Origin of the sequence: Legionella parisiensis (genome assembly GCF_001467945.1) — a bacterium.
Classification (GTDB): domain Bacteria; phylum Pseudomonadota; class Gammaproteobacteria; order Legionellales; family Legionellaceae; genus Legionella; species Legionella parisiensis.
On record NZ_LNYQ01000013.1, the window covers coordinates 2,362,008 to 2,382,447 of the forward strand.

Here is a 20,440-nt window from a genome sequence, read left to right on the forward strand (position 1 = left end):
TCTGACTTGAATTTTTACTTTGTCTCCGATTTATATCAATCGCAAAAGTTGCTCGGTTGCCTTTTGCGGATCCTTTACGTGAGTAATTGCAGAAATAAGTGCTACACCTTGAACTCCTGTAGCAACTACATCAGGCATACGCTCGACATTGATTCCCCCTATTGCAACCAAAGGATAATTTAAAGTCCTTTTCCAGCGTTGTAGAGATAGTATACCTTGCGCTGTAAAAGGCATTTCCTTGCTGGTAGTCGGAAAAACAGGGCCAATTGCAATGTATGAAGGATTAAGAGCATGTGCTCGTGCGACTTCGTAGTAACAATGGGTACTCACTCCCAGTAAAAGCCCTTGCTTTCTAATTGCATCAATATCTGCATTATCTATATCTGATTGCCCTAAGTGCACTGCTTCTGCATTTAATTTTAAAGCCATTTCCCAGTAATCATTAATAAATAAGGTGGCATAATGTTTTTTAGCTAAAGCAATACTTTGTCTTATCTCCTCTTCAAGATTATTTGTCCTTTCTTTAATGCGCAATTGAATGGTTTTTACCCCAAGACTCAACAGCATTTCCACCCAGGAAAAACGGTCAACTACAGGGTAAAGGCCTAATCGATGACATCGCTTAAATGGAGGAGGTGTACTATATAATGGTTTGGATGAAAGATAAGGCAAATCTGTTTCATCTTCTGGAAAATTACCATAATACAGACCGGTTTGTGCTCGACGCACTGCTTGGTGTACATACATTTTTGCTATGATGAGTGCATCCTTAAGCACATAACCAAGAGCCAATGATGCTGTAATTGCCGCTGAGAGAACCGAGCGAAGTTCTGGATACGCTGCATCAGAACAGTGATTTTTGGTCAGCCAAAATGAAGTAACGCCGTTTGTCCAATAATCATGTCTCCACGAAGCGCCCTGCCCATGCTGGCCTAAGAGAAAAATACTTTTTGCGCCATAAGCTAATAATCCGTGCGCAGCTTCTTCCATAGATTGGTGCGTCATAATTTTACGCTTTAAAATAAATTCAGCTTCAAGTGTATTCAGCACCAAAACATCAGCAAAAGAAAACTCAGTGCCGCTTAAATTTTTTTCACCAAAATACCGGGCTGAAGCTAAAGTAAAATCGAAAACCACCGGGCCAGAATAATAACTGAGACAGTCAAGGTCCTCAGAAGAAATTTCCCCATTAATTTTAATAGCATCAGGTTGGGCATCTTCATAAAATAGCTGTGATTGAAGTTTAAGGCCCAACCCTCGAAAAGTGTGTCTATCCGCCTCATTTTCAGCTTTGGTCCACACAAGGCTCATAATGGAGTCTCCTGAAGCCAAAATGGTGTATCGATCAGAGGAGTACACGATTGTGCTGTAATTCGCTCAGGCATAAGGCCTGCTGCAAAAGCACCTCGTCCTGCGATGACCGCATGCGCAAAGGCTTCAGCCATCGCTATTGGATGAGTTGATGAAGAAACCGCACTATTTAGCAGTACCGCATCAAAACCTAACTCTAAAATACGTGTCGCATGAGATGGCTTACCAATCCCAGCATCAACAATCAAGGTCACATCCGTTAATCGCTGGCGTAAAGTTTCCAAAGCAAAGGGGTTAAGTAATCCTTTTCCAGAACCTATAGGCGCTGCCCAAGGCATCAAAATACGACAACCACAATCAACTAGACGCTGACATAAAACTAAATCATCCGTACAGTATGGAAAGACTTCAAATCCTCGTTTTACCAATTCAGTTGCCGCATACAACAATTCAAAAGGATCGGGTTGCAAGCTGTAATCATCACCGATTACTTCCAATTTAATCCATGAGGTTTGAAAAAGTTCGCGTGCCATTTCAGCTGTAGTAATTGCAGTTTGTGCATCACGGCAACCCGCGGTATTGGGAAGTAAATAACAACCCAAAGATTGTATGGTTTGCCAAAATAAATCTGTTCCAGAATCCCCAGGCATTTGCCGTTTTAACGACACAGTAATCACATTGGTTTTAGAAGCCTGAACGGCATGGGTCATCACTTCAAGTGATGGATAGCCTGCTGTTCCCAAGAGCAAACGACTTGTTAAAGGCTTATCTGCTAGAGACCACATAGCTATCCTCCCTGCATCGGTATAATCAGATCGATACGATCCCCTTCAGACAAGATGGTGCTAGAAAACATGGACTTAGGAACAAATTGATTATTAATTGCGATTGCTACATGGGCAGCAATCCCCTCTCTTTGTGCAAGCATTTCCTGCAGTGTACAGGATGTATCAAGTGTTAATGGTTTATCATTTATATAAATAATCATGAATAAGCCTCCCAAAGCTCAGGATAACAAGTGTCGTGTTGATTGCTGTTTAATCCACGTAGAATTTCCTCGACTAATGCCGGAGCAATTAAATATCCATGACGATAAAGTCCGTTAACTGCAATAAATCTCTTCGCATATTTTATACGGGGCTGATGATGCACTAAAGTCGGACGACAATGCGTCACCGTTTTAATTATTCGCGCTTCGGAAAAACCTCGATGAACATAGTATGCAGCGGTTAATAATTCGAGCGTTGTGCGTACCGAAATTGGGCTACAATCTTCTGCTTCTAACTCACTTGCGCCGATAAGGTAATGAAAGTCAGGGCGTGGTGCAATATAAATAGTATACCTGGGGTGTAAGAGTCGAATAGGTCTTTGTAACTGAACCTCAGGGGCATGCACCCAAATAAGCTCCCCCCGAAGTCCGCGCAGATGCGGAAAAGAGGTTTTTGCCCCTAAACCTCGGCAATCAAAAACAAAATCAAACCGATGTGATTCATTCCTTGCTTCTATTCTTCCTGGATAGACAGCGGAAACAAAGGTATTATCCCGGCAAATAACACCCTGCTTGCACAGATGATTTTTAAGTGCTGACAATAGAGCCTGATTATCAAGCTGCGCTTCTTTAGGGAAATAATAGGCTCGTTTAAATTGACGAAGTTCTGGTTCAAGCTGAATTAGTAAATCTTCATTGAGCAACTCGTAGCATGAATCACTTAAGTGATTAACAATTCTGGAACTAAACTGCTGCCATTCTGCTTTATCTTGTGGATGATGTACCACAAGACTGCCTTTTTGGCGAAAATATACCGGTTCTGTCAATTGATTTAGAATGGACGACCATAATGTTTCAACCGATTCCATCCCCAAATGGAAAATCACTTGCTCCGCCTTATCAAGCTCAGATAGGGGTGCCAAAAGGCCTGCTGCTGCATTGCTGCAATTATTGAAGGAAGTTTCTGCTTCAAATAATGATACTCGCCAGCCTTCGTTTTGTAAGCGCAAAGCCAACAAACACCCCATTATCCCAGCCCCCACAACTGCAGCATTTTTCATTTAATAGAATCACTCAAGAGTAGACCTATTGTAGCCTGGTGCGACGCATCGGGAGCCGGGATTGATGAGCTAATGAGTTTTTTGATCCTGGGTTCCGCCGCGTTACACCCAGGCTACAAACACCCGGGCATTGATTTATTTTTTATTCACCTACGCAACACGCGATAGGCTCCAAATCAGAATGAGGCATCTTAGGTAAGAACTCATTCGTATAGCAAACATCCACTGCGAAAGACTCATCAATTACTCCCAAATGTTTGCCAAATCGCCCTACTTTATTCCAATCACGTTCCACATTTAAAAGCGTACGGGAGAAAAAAGGTAAGCTGCGGATGAATATTGTGTGATACATAGGAGTTCGCAATTGAGGTTTCATACGACATAAAAGCTCATAAGCTTCATCCGGATTTTCGGTTGTAAAGGCGGCTCCACGTTGTGTGGCTTTGAGAAAACCTTTAATAGTTTCAGGATTCTTTAACATGCGTTCTGGTACAATAAATTGAATGGAACAAAAGCAGCAGCAACCCAAGCCGGCAAGCTGATCCAGGCGCAGAAATACAGTTTCACCGCGTAAATGTTCTAATTCAACTTTCTGAAAGTTAATAAAGCCAATGCCGGTGTCAATAAGATCGCGGCAAATCGCATCAGTCACATTCATGCCGATGCGCACCGTCTCATAACTTGTGGGAGCAATGCCTGCTAACTTAGCCAAATTATCTATGATGATTTTGCCAAACTCACCAATATAACCTACTCGTTTGCCGACAATATCCTGAAATGAGCTTATACCACTGGATTTAAGTGCAATAAGGCCTGTTGGCGGCTCATCCAGCAATGTTCCAATTGAGGTAACAGGATAGCCTTTCGCACGAGCAGCCAAGGTGTGAATCATAGCCTTGACTCCAAAATCTACATGTCCCATACCCACAATTTCGGTGACATCACTGGGATCGCTAGGTTCCAAAATCGCAAGTTTTATGCCTTCTTGCTGATAATACCCTAACGAATGGGCAACAAAAATTGGGGTATGATAAGGGTTTGCATACCAATTAAGTAATAGGGTTGTTCTTGTTGATAACGCACTCATGCCATGGCTCCTTGAATTAATTAATAAAATAGAGGATGGCAAAAGATATCGAATGAAGGCCTAATAAAGAAATGAACCTGTATTCAGAGCAATGATTCTTAAAAAAATAGCAAATAGATAAGGCTTTCCAAGAGATCAATTAAAAATAAACACAGATTTAAGGCGTTCTTACGCTGGTACAAACCAGATCAAGTTCAACGGGTATTTCTCAGACGTTTATCACGACACCCCGCGCCATCAAATTGTTGGTAATCCTATCTTGTATGGGAAAAACTGTCAAACATTATCCCCTCTCCTATGTATGGGGGAGGTTAGGAAGGCTGTCATTCCGCCTTCGCGGGGATGACAGCCTCATAGGGGGAAAGTGAAATTCATCAGGAATAACAATAATTCTGCACATGAAACACGTTATGCTGAATTAAAAACCGCTGACATAATAGGGGGGTATGTTGCAATAGATGATGCAGATAAGCCCGAGTAAATTGTTGTGAACACGTGGGGCAAACGCAATCTGCATCAATCATTTCAAATTGCATCTGCGTTTTTGAATCAGTTAAATCCACAGTTCCTTCCTGGCTGTAAACCTTGCCTTGAGCCGCTGCTTGGGCAGGCTCATCTGTCTCAATAAGCCCTATTCCCTTATCATGCAAACGCTTAATTAATTCAGGATCAAAACGTCCTATAGCATAACGTGCCAGATGAGACCATTGATCTAATTGCTTCCAATTCAGCTCATCCAAAACATTAAAATAAACCCCATGTGCCTTAACTACCTCATTTTTTTCCAAATCATTCACATGAATAAATGGAACAATTGCATCATCCCAGTTACTCCAGATTTGTGGAAAATCGCGCAGGATATTTTGAGGTAAAATTACTGCATTAGGTTTTAAATGATGGATAAGATCAATTAATTTCTCCGAAGTAAGTCTAACTTTAGAGCCATCATAGGGTGATTTGAGCACATAAACTTTTTCCCTATTGGCTACAAGTGACATTGCATTAAGGACCACTTTCCCAAGGCAACCCAAGTAACGGGCTAAATCTGATATTTTTTCGAGTACATCCTGACCTGGCTTATATAACAAATGCTCCAAAGAATAGGATGCCGCCGTTATTTTTACTTCGTGCCAATTTGCCGTTGTAAGACATAAACCTGCCTCTGAAGTTAAGACAGGTATAACATTCTGTATCGCAGCCAACATTCCTAATCTCCTGATTTATAGCAATAAACTGGTATCACCATAACTAAAAAATCTGTATTTCTTTTCGATTGCTTCCTGATAAAGCTTCATTGCTTGTTTATGGCCGATAAAAGCTGAAACCAGCATGAGTAAAGTAGACTCAGGCAAATGAAAATTAGTCATTAAGCCATCACAAATCTTAAACTCATATCCTGGGTAAATAAAGATGTCTGTATCTCTGCTGCACGCGGTTAAAACTCCATTTTGTGCTGCACTCTCTAAACTGCGCAAAGCAGTCGTACCTACTGCAATTACTCGATTTCCTGCTGCCTTTGTAGCGTGTACCGCAGCACATAATTCAGGGCTAATTGTGAATTGCTCACTATGCATTTTATGGTCTTCTATATTATCACAACGAACAGGTCTAAATGTTCCTGCTCCTACATGTAACGTAAGATAAGCTACAGCAACTCCTCTTGAATGTAAGCTGGATAATACAGCTTCATCAAAATGCAAACCAGCCGTAGGAGCTGCGACAGAGCCTTCATATTTTGCATAGACTGTTTGGTAACGATCCTGATCCAAAATTTCATCATTTCGAGTAATGTAAGGAGGCAACGGAATATGTCCTATTCCATTTAATAATTGCAAAACATCTATATCCGCTTTGCATATAAATAAATCATCTTCTCTATCAAGTACTTCGATTTCTTTATTGTGCTCTAATTTAATAATAGACCCGGCCTTTAATGCTTTACTGGCTTTAATATGAGCTAGAAAAGTAAATTCTCCTGTAATACGTTCCACTAATAGTTCTACTTTTCCACCAGTAGTTTTATGGCCATACAGTCGAGCTGGAATCACTTTAGAATCATTCATAACCAGTAAATCGCCAGGATTTAAAAAATCAGCTATTTCGCGAAACTGATAATGGCCATATTCATCTTTTTGACGATTATAAAGTAAAAGACGTGAATCACTACGATGCGCCAAAGGATATTGCGCAATTAATTCTGGTGGTAAATCAAAGTAAAAATCCTGTTTATTCATAGAGCAACCTGAAAATAAATTGCCGATATTATACACGGAATGAAACGATTCAGCACCCCCAATGAATAAGAGATGGCTTACAAATTAAACTTAAATTTTCTGCACATCTGATAAACCAGGCCGGATCTACTCCAACGCCCTCCCCACGATGATCAAAAGACAGTAATAAAAAAGAGGTACCCTTGAACATGTTACTTCATCGTTTTAGTCGGATCGACTTCAGGCTTGGGTGATGAATCCATAATTGTTCGTTTGGCGCTGTATAACCATTGAAGCCTTTGTTTTTGCGGCTCCATAATCTTCTCTGGTGTGATTTGTTCAATTAATTTATCAAGTTTTCCTTTGCTCTCAGGCGGTATTGATGAATTTTTAACAACATCTCTAACTTTTTCTATATCTTCTTTTTTGGGAGCTGTTAATATCAAAGACTCAAATTTCTCTACTATCTGTTTATAGCTTGCATGCGGCTCAGGTTTTAGCACGGACCTTTGGGATAAGCGGGGATTGCTTAATAATGTTGCTTTTCGAGTTTGAGCAATGCTTAAAGTTTCTTCCATTTTTTCCCTGGCACGATGCATTTCTGATCTTTGGGTTTGTAATATTTCTCTTAGGCTTAGGTGTTGTTCTTTGCGTTGAATTTGTTTCTGCAAATTTTCTTGTATCTTTTCCATAAAATTAAAGCGGGGTGTTTGAATACGCACTTTCTCTTGATTAAAATTACACTTAGCTTGCTCCCATTCTTCTTGAGTCATTTTTTGAGGATCCGCATCCTTAGGGATTAGTGCATATGAGCCATCATCTTTTTGAATAAGGCATTTAGCCTCCTCATGTTTAACAATAAAACGGGCTTGAGAAAAATCAAAAACTTGTTCCAATTGATCATTAAGGAGTATTTTCTTATTTCTCATAACTTTTAATGCAGACACGAGGCCTTGCTCACGTAATTGTAAGCCTTCAATTTGAGTGTCCAATTGTCTTGGGAAAGATGTTTGTGACTTAAGCTCTTGTATTTGAGATCGTGTTTGTTCCAGAGCTAAACGAAATAATTCCTCATAATTTGTGACTGTTTGACTTAGGTGAGCTTGATGAAAATTCAGTTCATGCTCAATGGTCTTGATGTGCCTACAAATCCGGCGTCGCTCTTTTTCCTGGGTCTTAGGATCTTCTGAAGTTGTATTTCTATGTAATGCTTCTTGTTCTCTATATCTTTCGAGATCTTGTATTAAAATGGAACGTCTTCGTTCAACAAAAACAGCAGGATTCTCTTGAGGATGACTCAAAATAGGCATCGCTAAGAACGTATTCAATATATCGAAATGCGCATGAAGTTCTTCGTGATAGACCTCCATTTGCTCCTCTTCTTCTTCAATAGCAATCCATTCTTTTTCAATTTCATTCAATTGCTCTTCTAATTTATTCAGCTCTAAATCTAGAGCGTGGATAGTACTGAGATAGTTATCAATCATAGCATCTATAATTTCTACCGCACGGCTAGAAATTGTTTCTGTATGAGCATGTTTATCTTTTGTAAGATGCCTTTCAATTTCGACTCTAAAAAGTTGATCCACATTTTTAGCTAAAGCTTCTCTCTCTGCAATTAATCCCATAAGAAGAAAAACGATATGTTCTCGCTTTTGCATTGCCTCTTCATTTTGCTCTCTTATTGATTGAATTTCCTCCTCTTGCCTCATCAGTTCTCGGGCTATCATCGTAATCGTTTCCATTCCTCCAGCCGTTTTAAGAAAATAAAACACCTCTGCAGCATTTTTTAATCCAAAATATGAAAGAAACCGAGTGGCTAAAGAGAGGGTTGTTCCGTTATTTCCAGGGTTATTGTTTTTTTCTATATCTGCAAACCATTGTTGCAATCGCCCCGTCATAAGTTGTTGTTCTGCTTCATTTAGTTCTGGCCACATTGAGGTAACAGTTTCTGAAGAACGTTGAGGAATTTCCGATCGATTAGAAACCATATGAAAACTCACCAAAAACTCATCTTGATTAAATTATAGGCTATTTTGGAAGGAAAAAACGGATAAGGCCTAGAAGAAACTCTTAATTGCTTAGTATTGTAAACCTTGCAATGAGGATTAATTTCAAAGATTTTAATTGTTTAGAATATTTATTTGGCTTTTGGGTCCTCTGATAAAGAACCCAAAAAACTATTGAAAAAATCCACTGAAAACAGAGGCAACAAACACTAGTTATTCGAACTGTATATTGAAGGGTATAAAGGAAAAGAAACTTGAGAGTCTAACAGATGATGCTCTTCACTTTCCTCTCGAGTTTTACTATACAATTCAGTATGAACAGGTGGCAGATCTTTTCGCTGACTACTCATGGAGGGTTGTGAGCCTAGACCATTCGCTCCCATCTCTTTATAGGATTCTGTAATTTCCATGCTTACCACAGTAGTCGACACCGAGCGGGGTGAAACACGAGCGCTCATAGCCGCTTTAACTGCCATACCTGACAAACCACCAAGGAGTAAAAATGGAGACCACAAGACAGAACCTATGGATTTCATAACCCCTTTAAAGCTCAATCCATCGTCATTTACAACACGTGATTTAATCATATCAAACACGTTTTTGTCGCTGCTGTAGCATTCTTTAGCACTAGAATATAAATACGCTAAACCCAAAGCACCATAAAGTACAAGTGCTCCGATACCAAAAGTAGCGGCACTAAAAGCCATTGCACCTGTAGCACCAGCTCCAGCAGTAGTTAGCGATGCTGTGGTTAAACTCATCGCGCTAAGAGTCGAACTCAGTATTGCAGCAACAACCACAATGGGTAAAAGGATAAAAAGTCCAACAAATAAAACACGTCCACCACGGCCAGAAGAAGAATAACTGTGATGATTATGGTGATGACTATGTTGATAACTATTATGTATGCGAGAAGGAGTGCGAACCTCTACATGGGACTGACGAGGCGTTACCTCAACATAAGGGTTATGAGAGGACATTACCTCAATATGAGGATAAAGAGGTTTAGGATTATGCTGATGAGAACCACGGGTAACATGATCATGATGATGTTGTTTGCTGCTGAATTCCACTTGAATCTCCTTTTTAATTTTTATTAAATTCCAAACTGGTGGCAAGGAGTATAAAAAAGAAAACTTAAGGTTTTATTAACAAAAGCGACAAGCCTTTACATAAAAATTACATTTCTTTACAGAAAGACTAAATGATGATTAATGAAAAAACAGATAGCAACCAAATTATCCCGCTTGTAATATAAGGGTACTTATATCCTTTGAATTTTTTTCTTCGTGAAAGAATATCAAGAATAAGGACTGGAACAACGGAAAGAAAAGTCAACATGAATATCAGTACAACTGGAACTGCGATATTCTGAAAAGGCATAATACGCACTAAAAAGTCCTCTATTACCTGCAATATTTCACGCATATAAAAAATTGCCCATAAGCACCAAAAGGTAAACGTATAAATTAGCCAAGAAGCAGCAAATATTGGTATAAACAATTTAGCTCCTTTTATGGCAAAGAGCTTCTTAAAGGCTTTAATAAATTCCTCTGAAAAGAAAACCAAAATTGCACTCAAAAGAACAACCAAAGCCAGTGTTAGTAACATTTACTTGTTCCTTTTCTCAACATCTTCTAATACCTCCCATCGCGCATAAAGTCGTGTTAATAAATCCTCATCTTCAGCCAGACCTTGATTCATTTTTGTAATCAGCTGGGTATCTTGTTGGTAAAATTTGGGTTCGGTCATTTGTAATTGTAATTCGGCTATTTTTGCTTCTAGCTGTTCAATTTTTTGGGGCAATTGCGCCAGTTCTCGTTGCTCATTAAAACTTAATTTGTTTGTTGCAGAATTTCGTTTCACAACAGGTGTTTTTACTATATGCTCTCGCTGTTGTTTTTTATGCATTTTATATTCATCATATCCACCAACAAATTCATTAAACTGCCCTGCTTCTTCGTAAACCAGGACACTGGTAACGACCTGATTAATAAACGCTCTATCATGGCTAATTAATATTAAAGTTCCGGGATAGTCAGCTAACATACTTTCAAGGAGCTCCAAAGTTTCAATATCCAAATCATTGGTAGGCTCGTCCATTACTAACAGGTTTACTGGTTTGGCAAACAGTTTAGCTAATAATAATCTGTTTCTTTCTCCACCAGAAAGCACTGAGACCGGTTGATTAAAACGCTCGGCTGAAAACAAAAATTCACGCAAATAACTGGCAACATGTTTTTGCTTGCCATTAATTGTTACATAATCCGCACCATCACCCACATTAAACATAACTGTTTGATCTTCATGCAATTGACGACGCAATTGATCAAAATAAGCGACACTCAAAGAGGTACCAAGCTTTATTTGTCCAGAGTCAGGCTTTAATTCCCCGAGCAATAACCGGACCAAGGTCGTTTTACCGCATCCATTAGGACCAATTATTCCAAGCTTATCTCCTCGAGTTAATAGTAAGGAAAAATCACGTAAAATTGTTTTATCCCCCAAATTATAGTTCACCTGGTTTGCTTCGATAACCACAGCACCCGAACGAGTAACATCGAGAGAGAATGATTTGACCTTATCTAACTGATTACGGCGAGCCTTATATTCATCGCGCATTGCCTTTAATGCACGCACCCGTCCTTCATTACGTGTTCGTCGCGCTTTGATTCCGGTACGGATCCATACTTCTTCCTCTGCCAGCTTCTTATCAAATAAATCATTATGCTTTTGCTCGCTAAGACGAATGGATTCTCTTCTGTCCAGATAGGTTTCATAGTTACAATCATGCTGGTACAGTTTTCCTCTATCAATTTCTACTATCCGGTTGGATACTTGGCTTAAAAATTCCCTGTCATGAGTAACCAAGAGAACAGCCCCTTTGAAACTCTTTAAATAAGCCTCCAACCATTCGATCGCTTCAATATCCAAATGGTTTGTAGGTTCATCCAATAGTAATAAATCTGGAGTTGCGATAAGTGCCGCACCCAGAAGCACCCGTCGTTTCATACCACCAGACAAGTTATTCATCCGCTCATTAGTAGCTATGCCGAGACGACTAGCCATGGTCTCAATTTGCGGCAATTTATCCCAAGCATGGAAATTATCCATTTGTTGCTGACACAAAGCTAATTCGTTCACATCACCCAACTGAGATAATTCATTAAAACGCGATAAAACCACCCCTACTTCGCCGAGGCTTTTCACGAGAAAATGATAGACAGACTCTTCTTCAGTAATTGGAACTTCCTGAGTCAATCCAGCAACCCGCAATCCAGAAAGTCGATTGATTTGACCTCTATCAAGAACCAAATCTCCTAGCAAAAGTTTAAGCAAAGTGGACTTTCCTGCTCCATTCCGTCCAACTAATGCAATACGATCCTGAGGTTGAATCTGCCAATCAGCATTATCTAATAACTGATTACCAGCGATATTAAGGGAGACACCATGAAGGGAAATAATACTCATAATAAGCTCTGATTATAAATGTGTAGCCTGAGTGAAACCCTTAAGATTGCAAACCAATTAACCCGGGTTGCACCCTTTTTCTGTACCCAGGCTACTTTTCAATAAATTATTTCGAAGATAAAACCATTATACCATCCATCTCAACCTGAACACCACGTGGCAATGCAGAGACTTCTATCGCTGCTCTTGCTGGATATGGTGATGCAAAATAACGACCCATTGCTTCATTAATTAAAGGAAAATGACGCAAATCCGTAAGATAAACATTTAATTTCACTATATGTGCCAAACTACCGCCTGCGGCTTCACAAACGGCCGACAAGTTTTCCAAAACCTGAGTGATTTGTAATTTAATGTCTTCGCTGCATAGTTCCATCGTTACAGGATCAAGTGGTATTTGTCCTGATAGATAAACTGTATCCCCACACTTAATGGCTTGTGAATAAGTTCCAATAGCTTCTGGAGCCAATTTTGTATTTACCGGTTGCATTAATTATCCCCTTGTTTTTTTCTATAAAGACGCATTACCACCTTATTTGCCCGCAACCTGCGCATTACACGAGCCAGATGCGTTCTATCAATAACACTAATTGAAAATGTAACTGCATTATGTCGCCCATCTCGCGGATCCACGTTGATATTACCTATATTGGATCCTGCTTCCGCAATAGCAGTTGCTAAAGCAGCCAGCACTCCACGCTCATTCACCACATCAACTGTAATATCAACCCAGTACTCACCTTCAACCTTCTCATCCCAACGAAGAGCAACAAATTGCTCTGGATTGGTTCGCGAATTTTTTAAGGTGGTGCAATCACTGCTATGAACAATAATTCCCCGGCCCTGTTGGAATTTTCCAACAATATTATCTCCAGGGATAGGTTGACAACATTCACCGAAATGAACCACCATTCCTTCTGTTCCTTTAATCGCCAAGGGCCGTGTTTTAATTCCTTTATCTAATTCATTAGAGTCTTGAGTTACTACTAATCTTTTGGCAATTACCATTGCCATTTGGTTGCCTATACCAATCGCATAGAGCAAATCATCCATCGTTTTATAATGTAAATCACTTAATAATGCTTGTAGGGATTCTGGTGGGATTTTAGCATAGTCACTGGATAGTTCGTTTAATGATTGCTCTAAAAGGCGTTTTCCTAAACTAATTGATTCCGTATTTTGTTGACTCTTCAGAAAGTGACGAATATTAGATCGTGCTTTTCCAGTAACTACAAAATTTAACCAAGTCGGGTTGGGATGAGCACCTTGTGCCGTAATAATCTCAACTGTTTGCCCATTAGACAAAGGAATACTTAAGGGCACCAGTTTTCTATTTACTTTCGCTGCCACACAACTATTACCCACTCCCGAGTGAACCGAGTAGGCGAAATCAACCGGCGTAGCTCCTTTAGGTAATTCCATAATATGACCTTTAGGAGTAAAAACATATACTTCATCTGGAAATAAATCGATTTTGACATTCTCTATAAACTCTAACGAACTTCCAGTGCTACGTTGCATTTCCAATAGACTTTGTACCCATTCTCTTGCACGCAGTTGCGCTTCATTTACTTCAAGGCCGGACGATTTATAAATCCAATGTGCAGCTACCCCATTGTCAGCGACCTTATCCATGTCGCGAGTACGAATTTGCACCTCGAGAGGAACCCCAAAAGGCCCGAACAAAGTAGTATGCAAAGATTGATATCCATTTGCCTTAGGTATTCCAATATAGTCTTTAAAGCGTTGAGGAACAGGTTTATAGGTACAATGTAAAGCACCTAAAATACGGTAACACGAATCAATATCTTCAGTAATCACCCGAAAAGCAAAAACATCGGTAATCTCTGTAAAGGAGGCTTTTTTCTGGCGCATCTTTTTATAAATACTGTATAAATGCTTTTGTCTACCGAACACTTGTTCATAAGGAATATTTAATTGCGCTAAAGCCAGTTGCAAATCACGTTCAATTGTCTGAGTCAATTCACGTCGATTACCACGAGATTTTTCAACTGCAGATTTAATGGCTTTGTAGCGCATTGGATATAAAGCCTGAAATCCTAAGTCTTCAAGCCCCACATAAACCGAATGCATCCCTAAGCGGTTTGCGATTGGGGCATAAATTTCAAGAGTTTCTATTGCGATACGTCTACGTTTTGCATAAGGCATTGCACCCAGGGTCTTCATATTATGCAAGCGATCGGCTAACTTAACAATAATCACACGAATATCTTTAACCATAGCCAAGACCATTTTGCGGAAATTTTCCGCCTGGGCCTCTGCCTTTGACTCAAATTTGATTTTAGTCAGTTTGGTAACACCATCCACAAGGGAGGTAATTTCTTCACCGAATTGGCGTGTTAAATCATCTTTGCTTACTGATGTATCTTCAACCACATCATGAAGCAAAGTGGCCATAATTGTTTGATAATCCAGACGCATTCGGGCAAGAATCAATGCGGCTGCAACAGGATGAGTAATATAAGGCTCGCCAGAACGCCGCATCTGCCCTTGATGCGCTTTTTCAGCTACCAGATAGGCTTGGTAACATTTCTCTATTTGCGACTGCTCAAGATAGCATTTCAGCTCTTCATCGAGCTCCTTAAAGTAGCTCACGCAGTACTCCCTAGTATCTAACATGACCATACCCCTATACCCATAATGCACCCTATTTAAGGTGTCCCGTATAAATCACAATCCTTTATGATTCGTAGCTTGGGTGAAGTGAAACGAATCTGGGAATTTAGTCACACAAAACTTTGGGAACCATTTCACTCTACCCAAGCTACGTGAATATTTTTCCCGGGTCTCTGTTACAATTCTACTATTTCTGGCCTAAAAGCCTTGAGCGTCTAATGAATTGAACAGGAACCCGTCCAAAAAAATTATTCTTTATCCAAAATTTCTGGCGTAATTAAACCTTCTGCTATTTCACGCAAAGCCACTACCGTAGGCTTATCATTTTCCCATTCAACCATAGGTTGATCGCCTCGAACTGCAATTTGACGCGCACGTTTAGTGGCTACCATAACAAGTTCAAATCGATTTGCAACATTCTTTAAACAATCTTCAACTGTAACTCGCGCCATAATTCATTCTCCAGTAGCAAAACCTTGCATTTTACTGCGATGATAAGAGGAAAGAAAGCAATTTTGATTGTTTATTTATCTGCCGCCCAATACGTAGACGGTTAGCAATCACAATTGCACCCAATTCCATCGCTGCTTTTTCAAAACTATCATTCACTATTAAATAGTCAAACTCAGGATAATGACTCAACTCATCCTGTGCTTTTTTCATCCGGTCACTAATCACTTCATCCTTATCTTGTCGTCTATTCAATAATCGTTGTTTTAAGGCATCCAGAGACGGCGGTATAATAAAGATACTCACCACGTCCGGAAAGGAACGTCTAATCTGTTCTGCCCCTTGCCAGTCTATATCCAAAATTACATCAATGCCATCTTGCAAACGGCTAGTAATTTGCTCCATCGATGTTCCATATAAATGATTGAAGACTCGGGCATGCTCTAAAAAAGCACAATCATCAATCATATGTATAAATTCTTCTTCATCAATAAAAAAGTAATCCACTCCATGCTGTTCCCCAGGTCGCATCGTTCGTGTTGTATGCGAAATGGATACTTCAATATCCTCAAGAGTTTCAATTAACTTTTTTACTAAACTTGTTTTACCTCCCCCAGAAGGTGCTGCAACAATAAATAAATTACCGGAATTATCACCCACAATAATACTCACTCAATGTTTTGAATCTGCTCACGCATTTGCTCAATTAAAACTTTCATTTCCACTGCACTCTGAGTCAATTCCACAGAGTCAGACTTTGAGCTTAGCGTATTCGCCTCCCTATTTAACTCTTGCATCAAAAAATCAAGACGCCTTCCTGCTATTTTATCGCAATTTAGTGTCCGATTCACTTCATCAAGATGAGTCTGTAATCTATCTAATTCCTCGCTTACATCAATACGAGTCAAAATCAAAGCAATTTCCTGCTCCACACGCGATTCCTGGACTTCAAGTTTCACTGAGTGCAATCGGGTCAATAACTTGTCTTTCACTTGTTCTGTTTGCATTAATACTATAGACCGAGCCTTCTTAATTTCCTGACCTAATTCATTTAATCGTCCTTCCACATGTGCTTTTAATGCGCTCCCTTCTGTGGTACGCATTTGCCTAAGTTGCTCGACCGCCTCATTAAACAAGGAAAGCGCATGTCCTCCTAACACCTCTACATCGGGTATACTTGCTTGCATCACGCCAGGCCAAGATAGTACGCGACTAACACCTAAGTCATTCGGCAAACGGTGAGATTCAGCAAGTTTCTCACTTAAATTCATTAATGCATTTACCATGCCCATATTTATAAGCATAGACTGATTATTAGCACTTGTGTCTTGATATTTCAGCTGACACTCCAATTTTCCACGATTGATCTTATCGCGCAACAAATGACGCAATTGTTGCTCTATAAATCGAAACGATTCAGGCAAACGAAAAGAAACATCTAAATATCGATGGTTAACAGATTTAATTTCCCAACAAAAATGACCTTCTTCGATTTGCTTTTGCACTCGGGAGAAAGCCGTCATACTTTGAAGCATATAGATACCAATGAAAAAAACTACCTTGCGCGAATATACTCCAATTTAAAGCAATTGGACAGAGACAATCTGCCTGAAATTATTATCAGACCATGATAACCAGTGATCAATATTACAACACTTTGGTTATTAATTAAATATATAAATACGATGGTTTCATGAAAACACCTATATCAATCACCTATTTTTATCCCGAGTTAAAACTTAACCCGGGACCAAAATAATTACTTATTTTATAATTACTTATTTGGAGAAGAGATGGATTTCTTTTGCTGATTTTGGGACAAAAGATCATCCATCTTTTCATTCATCCAACTCATAAGCGTTACAGCAGACATCACTCGTAGACCTCGAGGAAATCCTCCTTTAAAAAATCCATATCCCCCCTGAGTTGTATAGAGCTTTTGAGTCGTTTTAAAAAAACCGGCTGAGTTCATCGTAATTGATGACTGCTGGGCTGTTTTTACTACATCAAATTTTTGAGAAGCCAATGTTGCTCCCACTCCTGCCAGCATTCCTGCTAGCAAAGAAGCCGCATAATCATTGGGATAATACTGTTTTATTCTTACTTTCAATGTAGGGGCCACCGCTAGAAAAAATGTAGAAAACAACCCTTCCCTCAGCATCGTTGCCATCAGTCCTGTATAAAGACGAGGCCATCCACCTTGTCTCACCAGATTTAATCCTGTTGAAAAAAAACCTGTTTTTTGATGCGTCATTATCATTTCAGTAGGACAACTTATCAAAGCAGAACCAATCCCGGCAGCAAATGCGCTAGTTAGTTTTTGAGCGTCAGACAATTCATACCTGTTGCCCAGAAACCATTTTTGAAATACACGATTCAAACCTAATTGCACTGCAGTTATTGGGATCATACTTGCAGCATTCGGCAATATGCCTCGATACAATACTTGCGGATTGAGCGTAAAAGGATCTCCTTTTTGAATTCGTGTCTTTATCGACCACAATGGATGATCAACGAACACTTCAAAAGCACCAGTAACACTTCCTGAGACAATGCTTTGGAATATACTTAGATTATTTTTCTTTTCTGCTGGGTACGACTCTTCTTTACGTGCCTCAAATTTTGCTTGAGTCATAATAATTCTCCGATAGTTAAGTCACATGATTCATTACCCGCTTTGGTGTCGCCTCTCCCTAGAGAGGCGCGGATAATGACAAATGTCCGCCCTAGGGAAAGGATGGTAAGAAAATAAGTACTAAAGAAGAAATATTTTGTAAGGAAACCAAATCGCAGACTGATAGCTTGCTTGCAGAAAAACCTGCAGATAATGCAACGCTGATTTCATGGCTACGATAGTTCATAATGAAGACTTTTTATAAGCTAGATTTCAAGCTACCAAATGAATCATTATTAGTCAACATGGACTTAAAGAAATTTTTTGTCCTAAATTAAAACTCTATGCTTGGAGATTCGAATCAAGGCTCAACTTATCATTTTGCCCACATACACCATAAGCCTATCCATATAATGAATACAATGATTATACGTTTTTATCACGTTCCCCATACTTTAGGATGCAACATGGGAAATTAAGCGTTATAATTCTTAATTTTACCGAGGATTATCTAATGCGCCCAAGTAACCGCGAAGCCAATCAATTACGTTCTGTTAAATTAACCAGAAACTATACAAAACATGCTGAGGGCTCAGTTCTTGTTGAATTTGGACAAACTAAAGTATTATGTAATGCATCCATAACCGACGGAGTTCCCCGTTTTATTAAAGGAAAAAACCAAGGTTGGGTCACTGCTGAATATGGTATGCTCCCACGCGCAACACACAGCCGTACTGAACGAGAAGCAAGTAAAGGTAAGCAAGGGGGCAGAACCATGGAAATCCAGCGCCTCATTGGTCGCTCGCTAAGGGCCTGCGTTGATTTAAAATCCCTAGGTGAAAATACAATAACTTTAGACTGTGATGTAATTCAGGCTGACGGGGGTACAAGAACAGCAGCGATTACAGGCGCCTGTGTCGCGATGAGAGATGCAATAAACTGGATGGTAGAGCGAGAAAAAATACGCAAAATGCCGATATTTCACTACATCGCAGCAGTTTCTGTAGGACTCTATCGAGGTCAAGCCGTGCTTGACCTGGATTATGCTGAAGATGTACTTGCCGAAACGGACATGAATATAGTGATGAATGAAGCAGGGCATTTCATCGAAATCCAGGGAACAGCCGAGGACAAGCATTTTAATCGTGATGAATTAAACAGCATGCTTGCACTTGCTGAAGTGGGGATTCCTCAATTAATTGAATTACAAAAAAATGCGTAAGTGCTTCCTGCCAATGACGGAGAATTAAGCCCGTGAAGCCTGGTTACTTGCAAATAGTACCTTTAGATTACACAGGATTGATTTCTTAAGTTGGCACCCTTGAGTGCTCAGCACCTATATGAGAACGGTTGGATTATCTTGCAAGATGCGCGCAAAATCCAACCATCCGATAAGACCATTACAAAATAAGCTAAGAAGCCTTCTCGGTTTGCAGGAAAATCAACTCTTTAAAATAATGATTTATCAATAGCCGCCTCTCGTGCTGTATGAGTAGAAATCATATTTTTTTTCACCAGTTCAGTTAAATTCTGATCCAACGTTTGCATCCCTTTGGCCTGACCTGTTTGAATGGAAGAATACATTTGCGCCACTTTATCTTCACGAATTAAATTTCGTATCGCACCGGTGCAAATCATAATTTCAAGAGCGGCAACTCTCCCACCGCCACTTTTTTTCAATAGAGTTTGTGCTACCACAGCCTGCAGTGATTCAGACAGCATCGAACGCACCATGGCCTTCTCCTCGGAGGGAAACACATCAATAATCCTATTGATAGTTTTGGTTGCAGAATTAGTATGTAAGGTGCCAAATACTAAATGTCCTGTTTCCGCAGCAGTCATTGCTAAACGAATTGTTTCCAGATCGCGTAACTCCCCCACCAAAATCACATCAGGATCCTCACGTAATGCAGAACGCAAAGCAGCATTAAAACTAAGCGTATCTCGATGAACCTCACGTTGATTCAACAAACATTTTTTACTTTGATGCACAAACTCTATTGGATCCTCCACAGTTAAAATGTGATCATAACGACTCGAGTTGATGTAATCTATCATGGCTGCCAAAGTCGTACTTTTTCCTGATCCAGTTGGGCCAGTAATGAGCACCAACCCTTTAGGATAACTGGCCATCTCTTCAAAAATAGCCGGTAATCCTAGGTCATTCATACTTAAAATTTCAGAAGGAATAGTACGAAAAACAGCTGCTGCTCCACGCAATTGATTAAAGACGTTCACCCTAAAGCGGGCCAGATTGGTTATTTCAAAAGAAAAATCCGCTTCTAAAAATTCTTCAAATTCTTTCCTTTGCCGATCATTCATCACATCATAGATGATTTTTATCACATCTTTATGTTCCATGGCAGGTAAATTAATTTTACGCAAGTCGCCATCCACGCGAATCATTGGCGGTAATCCTGCAGAAAGATGTAGATCTGATGATTTATTTTTTACTGAAAACGCTAATAGTTCTGCTATATCCATTGCTTAATTCGTCCTGGTTTTTAATCAATAATAGGTTGAACCATTAATGCTAGTCCAACCACACAATATGATGCTACTAGCTTAGCTCACGAACTAAGACTCGGCAAACATTGTT

The 20,440-nt window shown here is 39.7% G+C and carries 19 protein-coding genes and 1 riboswitch; of the genes, 1 reads left to right on the plus strand and 18 read right to left on the minus strand.

Annotated features, from left to right (window positions below):
• Positions 1 to 30: 30 nt before the first annotated feature.
• The 17 genes from thiE to Lpar_RS16640 form a co-directional block, all read right to left on the minus strand.
• The gene (thiE, locus tag Lpar_RS16560) at positions 31 to 1,311 is read right to left on the minus strand and encodes a thiamine phosphate synthase (protein ID WP_058518871.1); all 1,281 of its coding nucleotides are present in this window, start codon (positions 1,309 to 1,311) and stop codon (positions 31 to 33) included.
• Entirely contained in the window at positions 1,308 to 2,096 is a 789-nt protein-coding gene (locus Lpar_RS16565; protein WP_058518872.1) for a thiazole synthase, read from the minus strand. The genes thiE and Lpar_RS16565 overlap by 4 nt, the downstream gene beginning before the upstream one ends.
• Positions 2,097 to 2,098: 2 nt before the next feature.
• Positions 2,099 to 2,299, minus strand: coding sequence for a sulfur carrier protein ThiS (gene thiS / locus Lpar_RS16570; RefSeq protein WP_058518873.1), 201 nt, complete (start codon positions 2,297 to 2,299; stop codon positions 2,099 to 2,101).
• Positions 2,296 to 3,360: an FAD-dependent oxidoreductase gene (locus tag Lpar_RS16575; protein WP_058518874.1), complete on the minus strand. Its 1,065-nt coding sequence runs from the start codon at positions 3,358 to 3,360 to the stop codon at positions 2,296 to 2,298. Before Lpar_RS16575 ends, thiS begins: the two co-directional genes overlap by 4 nt.
• Before the next feature lie 142 nt (positions 3,361 to 3,502).
• Entirely contained in the window at positions 3,503 to 4,447 is a 945-nt protein-coding gene (locus Lpar_RS16580) for an ABC transporter substrate-binding protein (RefSeq protein ID WP_058518875.1), read from the minus strand.
• A gap of 148 nt (positions 4,448 to 4,595) precedes the next feature.
• A riboswitch (TPP riboswitch) is annotated at positions 4,596 to 4,689 on the minus strand.
• 132 nt (positions 4,690 to 4,821) lie between these two features.
• Entirely contained in the window at positions 4,822 to 5,652 is an 831-nt protein-coding gene (locus Lpar_RS16585; protein ID WP_058518876.1) for a tRNA-guanine transglycosylase, read from the minus strand.
• A 15-nt stretch (positions 5,653 to 5,667) separates the two neighbouring features.
• Complete coding sequence (gene queA, locus Lpar_RS16590) at positions 5,668 to 6,681, minus strand: tRNA preQ1(34) S-adenosylmethionine ribosyltransferase-isomerase QueA (protein WP_058518877.1); 1,014 nt, start codon at positions 6,679 to 6,681, stop codon at positions 5,668 to 5,670.
• A 191-nt stretch (positions 6,682 to 6,872) separates the two neighbouring features.
• Entirely contained in the window at positions 6,873 to 8,651 is a 1,779-nt protein-coding gene (locus Lpar_RS16595) for a hypothetical protein (protein WP_058518878.1), read from the minus strand.
• 227 nt (positions 8,652 to 8,878) lie between these two features.
• Positions 8,879 to 9,742, minus strand: a complete 864-nt coding sequence (locus Lpar_RS16600) for a hypothetical protein (RefSeq protein ID WP_058518879.1) — start codon at positions 9,740 to 9,742, stop codon at positions 8,879 to 8,881.
• Between the two features lie 127 nt (positions 9,743 to 9,869).
• Positions 9,870 to 10,280: a hypothetical protein gene (locus tag Lpar_RS16605; protein WP_058518880.1), complete on the minus strand. Its 411-nt coding sequence runs from the start codon at positions 10,278 to 10,280 to the stop codon at positions 9,870 to 9,872.
• A complete protein-coding gene (locus Lpar_RS16610; RefSeq protein ID WP_058518881.1) occupies positions 10,281 to 12,140 on the minus strand; it encodes an ATP-binding cassette domain-containing protein in 1,860 nt (619 codons plus the stop codon).
• Positions 12,141 to 12,246: 106 nt separating this feature from the next.
• The gene (locus Lpar_RS16615; RefSeq protein WP_058518882.1) at positions 12,247 to 12,630 is read right to left on the minus strand and encodes a RidA family protein; all 384 of its coding nucleotides are present in this window, start codon (positions 12,628 to 12,630) and stop codon (positions 12,247 to 12,249) included.
• Positions 12,630 to 14,756, minus strand: coding sequence for a bifunctional GTP diphosphokinase/guanosine-3',5'-bis pyrophosphate 3'-pyrophosphohydrolase (gene spoT, locus Lpar_RS16620; RefSeq protein WP_058518883.1), 2,127 nt, complete (start codon positions 14,754 to 14,756; stop codon positions 12,630 to 12,632). The genes Lpar_RS16615 and spoT overlap by 1 nt, the downstream gene beginning before the upstream one ends.
• Positions 14,757 to 15,025: 269 nt before the next feature.
• Entirely contained in the window at positions 15,026 to 15,229 is a 204-nt protein-coding gene (gene rpoZ / locus Lpar_RS16625) for a DNA-directed RNA polymerase subunit omega (RefSeq protein WP_010653170.1), read from the minus strand.
• A 31-nt stretch (positions 15,230 to 15,260) separates the two neighbouring features.
• Positions 15,261 to 15,890, minus strand: a complete 630-nt coding sequence (gene gmk, locus Lpar_RS16630) for a guanylate kinase (RefSeq protein ID WP_115341296.1) — start codon at positions 15,888 to 15,890, stop codon at positions 15,261 to 15,263.
• 5 nt (positions 15,891 to 15,895) lie between these two features.
• The gene (locus tag Lpar_RS16635) at positions 15,896 to 16,762 is read right to left on the minus strand and encodes a YicC/YloC family endoribonuclease (protein WP_058518885.1); all 867 of its coding nucleotides are present in this window, start codon (positions 16,760 to 16,762) and stop codon (positions 15,896 to 15,898) included.
• 239 nt (positions 16,763 to 17,001) lie between these two features.
• Complete coding sequence (locus Lpar_RS16640) at positions 17,002 to 17,862, minus strand: MC/SLC25 family protein (protein WP_058518886.1); 861 nt, start codon at positions 17,860 to 17,862, stop codon at positions 17,002 to 17,004.
• 493 nt (positions 17,863 to 18,355) lie between these two features.
• On the opposite strand from Lpar_RS16640, the gene rph reads away from it, so the two are divergent.
• Positions 18,356 to 19,063 carry a ribonuclease PH gene (rph, locus tag Lpar_RS16645; RefSeq protein WP_058519310.1) on the plus strand — a complete coding sequence of 236 codons (708 nt, stop codon included), beginning with the start codon at positions 18,356 to 18,358 and terminating at the stop codon, positions 19,061 to 19,063.
• A gap of 227 nt (positions 19,064 to 19,290) precedes the next feature.
• On the opposite strand, the gene Lpar_RS16650 is transcribed toward rph, so the two are convergent.
• A complete protein-coding gene (locus Lpar_RS16650; RefSeq protein ID WP_058518887.1) occupies positions 19,291 to 20,325 on the minus strand; it encodes a type IV pilus twitching motility protein PilT in 1,035 nt (344 codons plus the stop codon).
• Positions 20,326 to 20,440 lie beyond the last annotated feature (115 nt).

Excerpts from the sequence above, each read along its gene's own strand:
- thiE (WP_058518871.1), bottom strand. The coding sequence starts at position 1,311 with ATGAGCCTTGTGTGGACCAAAGCTGAAAATGAGGCGGATAGACACACT.
- Lpar_RS16595 (WP_058518878.1), bottom strand. The coding sequence starts at position 8,651 with ATGGTTTCTAATCGATCGGAAATTCCTCAACGTTCTTCAGAAACTGTT.
- Lpar_RS16610 (WP_058518881.1), bottom strand. The coding sequence starts at position 12,140 with ATGAGTATTATTTCCCTTCATGGTGTCTCCCTTAATATCGCTGGTAAT.
- rph (WP_058519310.1), top strand. The coding sequence starts at position 18,356 with ATGCGCCCAAGTAACCGCGAAGCCAATCAATTACGTTCTGTTAAATTA.
- Lpar_RS16575 (WP_058518874.1), bottom strand. The coding sequence starts at position 3,360 with ATGAAAAATGCTGCAGTTGTGGGGGCTGGGATAATGGGGTGTTTGTTG.
- Lpar_RS16585 (WP_058518876.1), bottom strand. The coding sequence starts at position 5,652 with ATGTTGGCTGCGATACAGAATGTTATACCTGTCTTAACTTCAGAGGCA.
- Lpar_RS16650 (WP_058518887.1), bottom strand. The coding sequence starts at position 20,325 with ATGGATATAGCAGAACTATTAGCGTTTTCAGTAAAAAATAAATCATCA.
- rpoZ (WP_010653170.1), bottom strand. The coding sequence starts at position 15,229 with ATGGCGCGAGTTACAGTTGAAGATTGTTTAAAGAATGTTGCAAATCGA.
- Lpar_RS16565 (WP_058518872.1), bottom strand. The coding sequence starts at position 2,096 with ATGTGGTCTCTAGCAGATAAGCCTTTAACAAGTCGTTTGCTCTTGGGA.
- Lpar_RS16605 (WP_058518880.1), bottom strand. The coding sequence starts at position 10,280 with ATGTTACTAACACTGGCTTTGGTTGTTCTTTTGAGTGCAATTTTGGTT.
- Lpar_RS16635 (WP_058518885.1), bottom strand. The coding sequence starts at position 16,762 with ATGCTTCAAAGTATGACGGCTTTCTCCCGAGTGCAAAAGCAAATCGAA.
- thiS (WP_058518873.1), bottom strand. The coding sequence starts at position 2,299 with ATGATTATTTATATAAATGATAAACCATTAACACTTGATACATCCTGT.
- queA (WP_058518877.1), bottom strand. The coding sequence starts at position 6,681 with ATGAATAAACAGGATTTTTACTTTGATTTACCACCAGAATTAATTGCG.
- Lpar_RS16580 (WP_058518875.1), bottom strand. The coding sequence starts at position 4,447 with ATGAGTGCGTTATCAACAAGAACAACCCTATTACTTAATTGGTATGCA.
- Lpar_RS16615 (WP_058518882.1), bottom strand. The coding sequence starts at position 12,630 with ATGCAACCGGTAAATACAAAATTGGCTCCAGAAGCTATTGGAACTTAT.
- Lpar_RS16640 (WP_058518886.1), bottom strand. The coding sequence starts at position 17,862 with ATGACTCAAGCAAAATTTGAGGCACGTAAAGAAGAGTCGTACCCAGCA.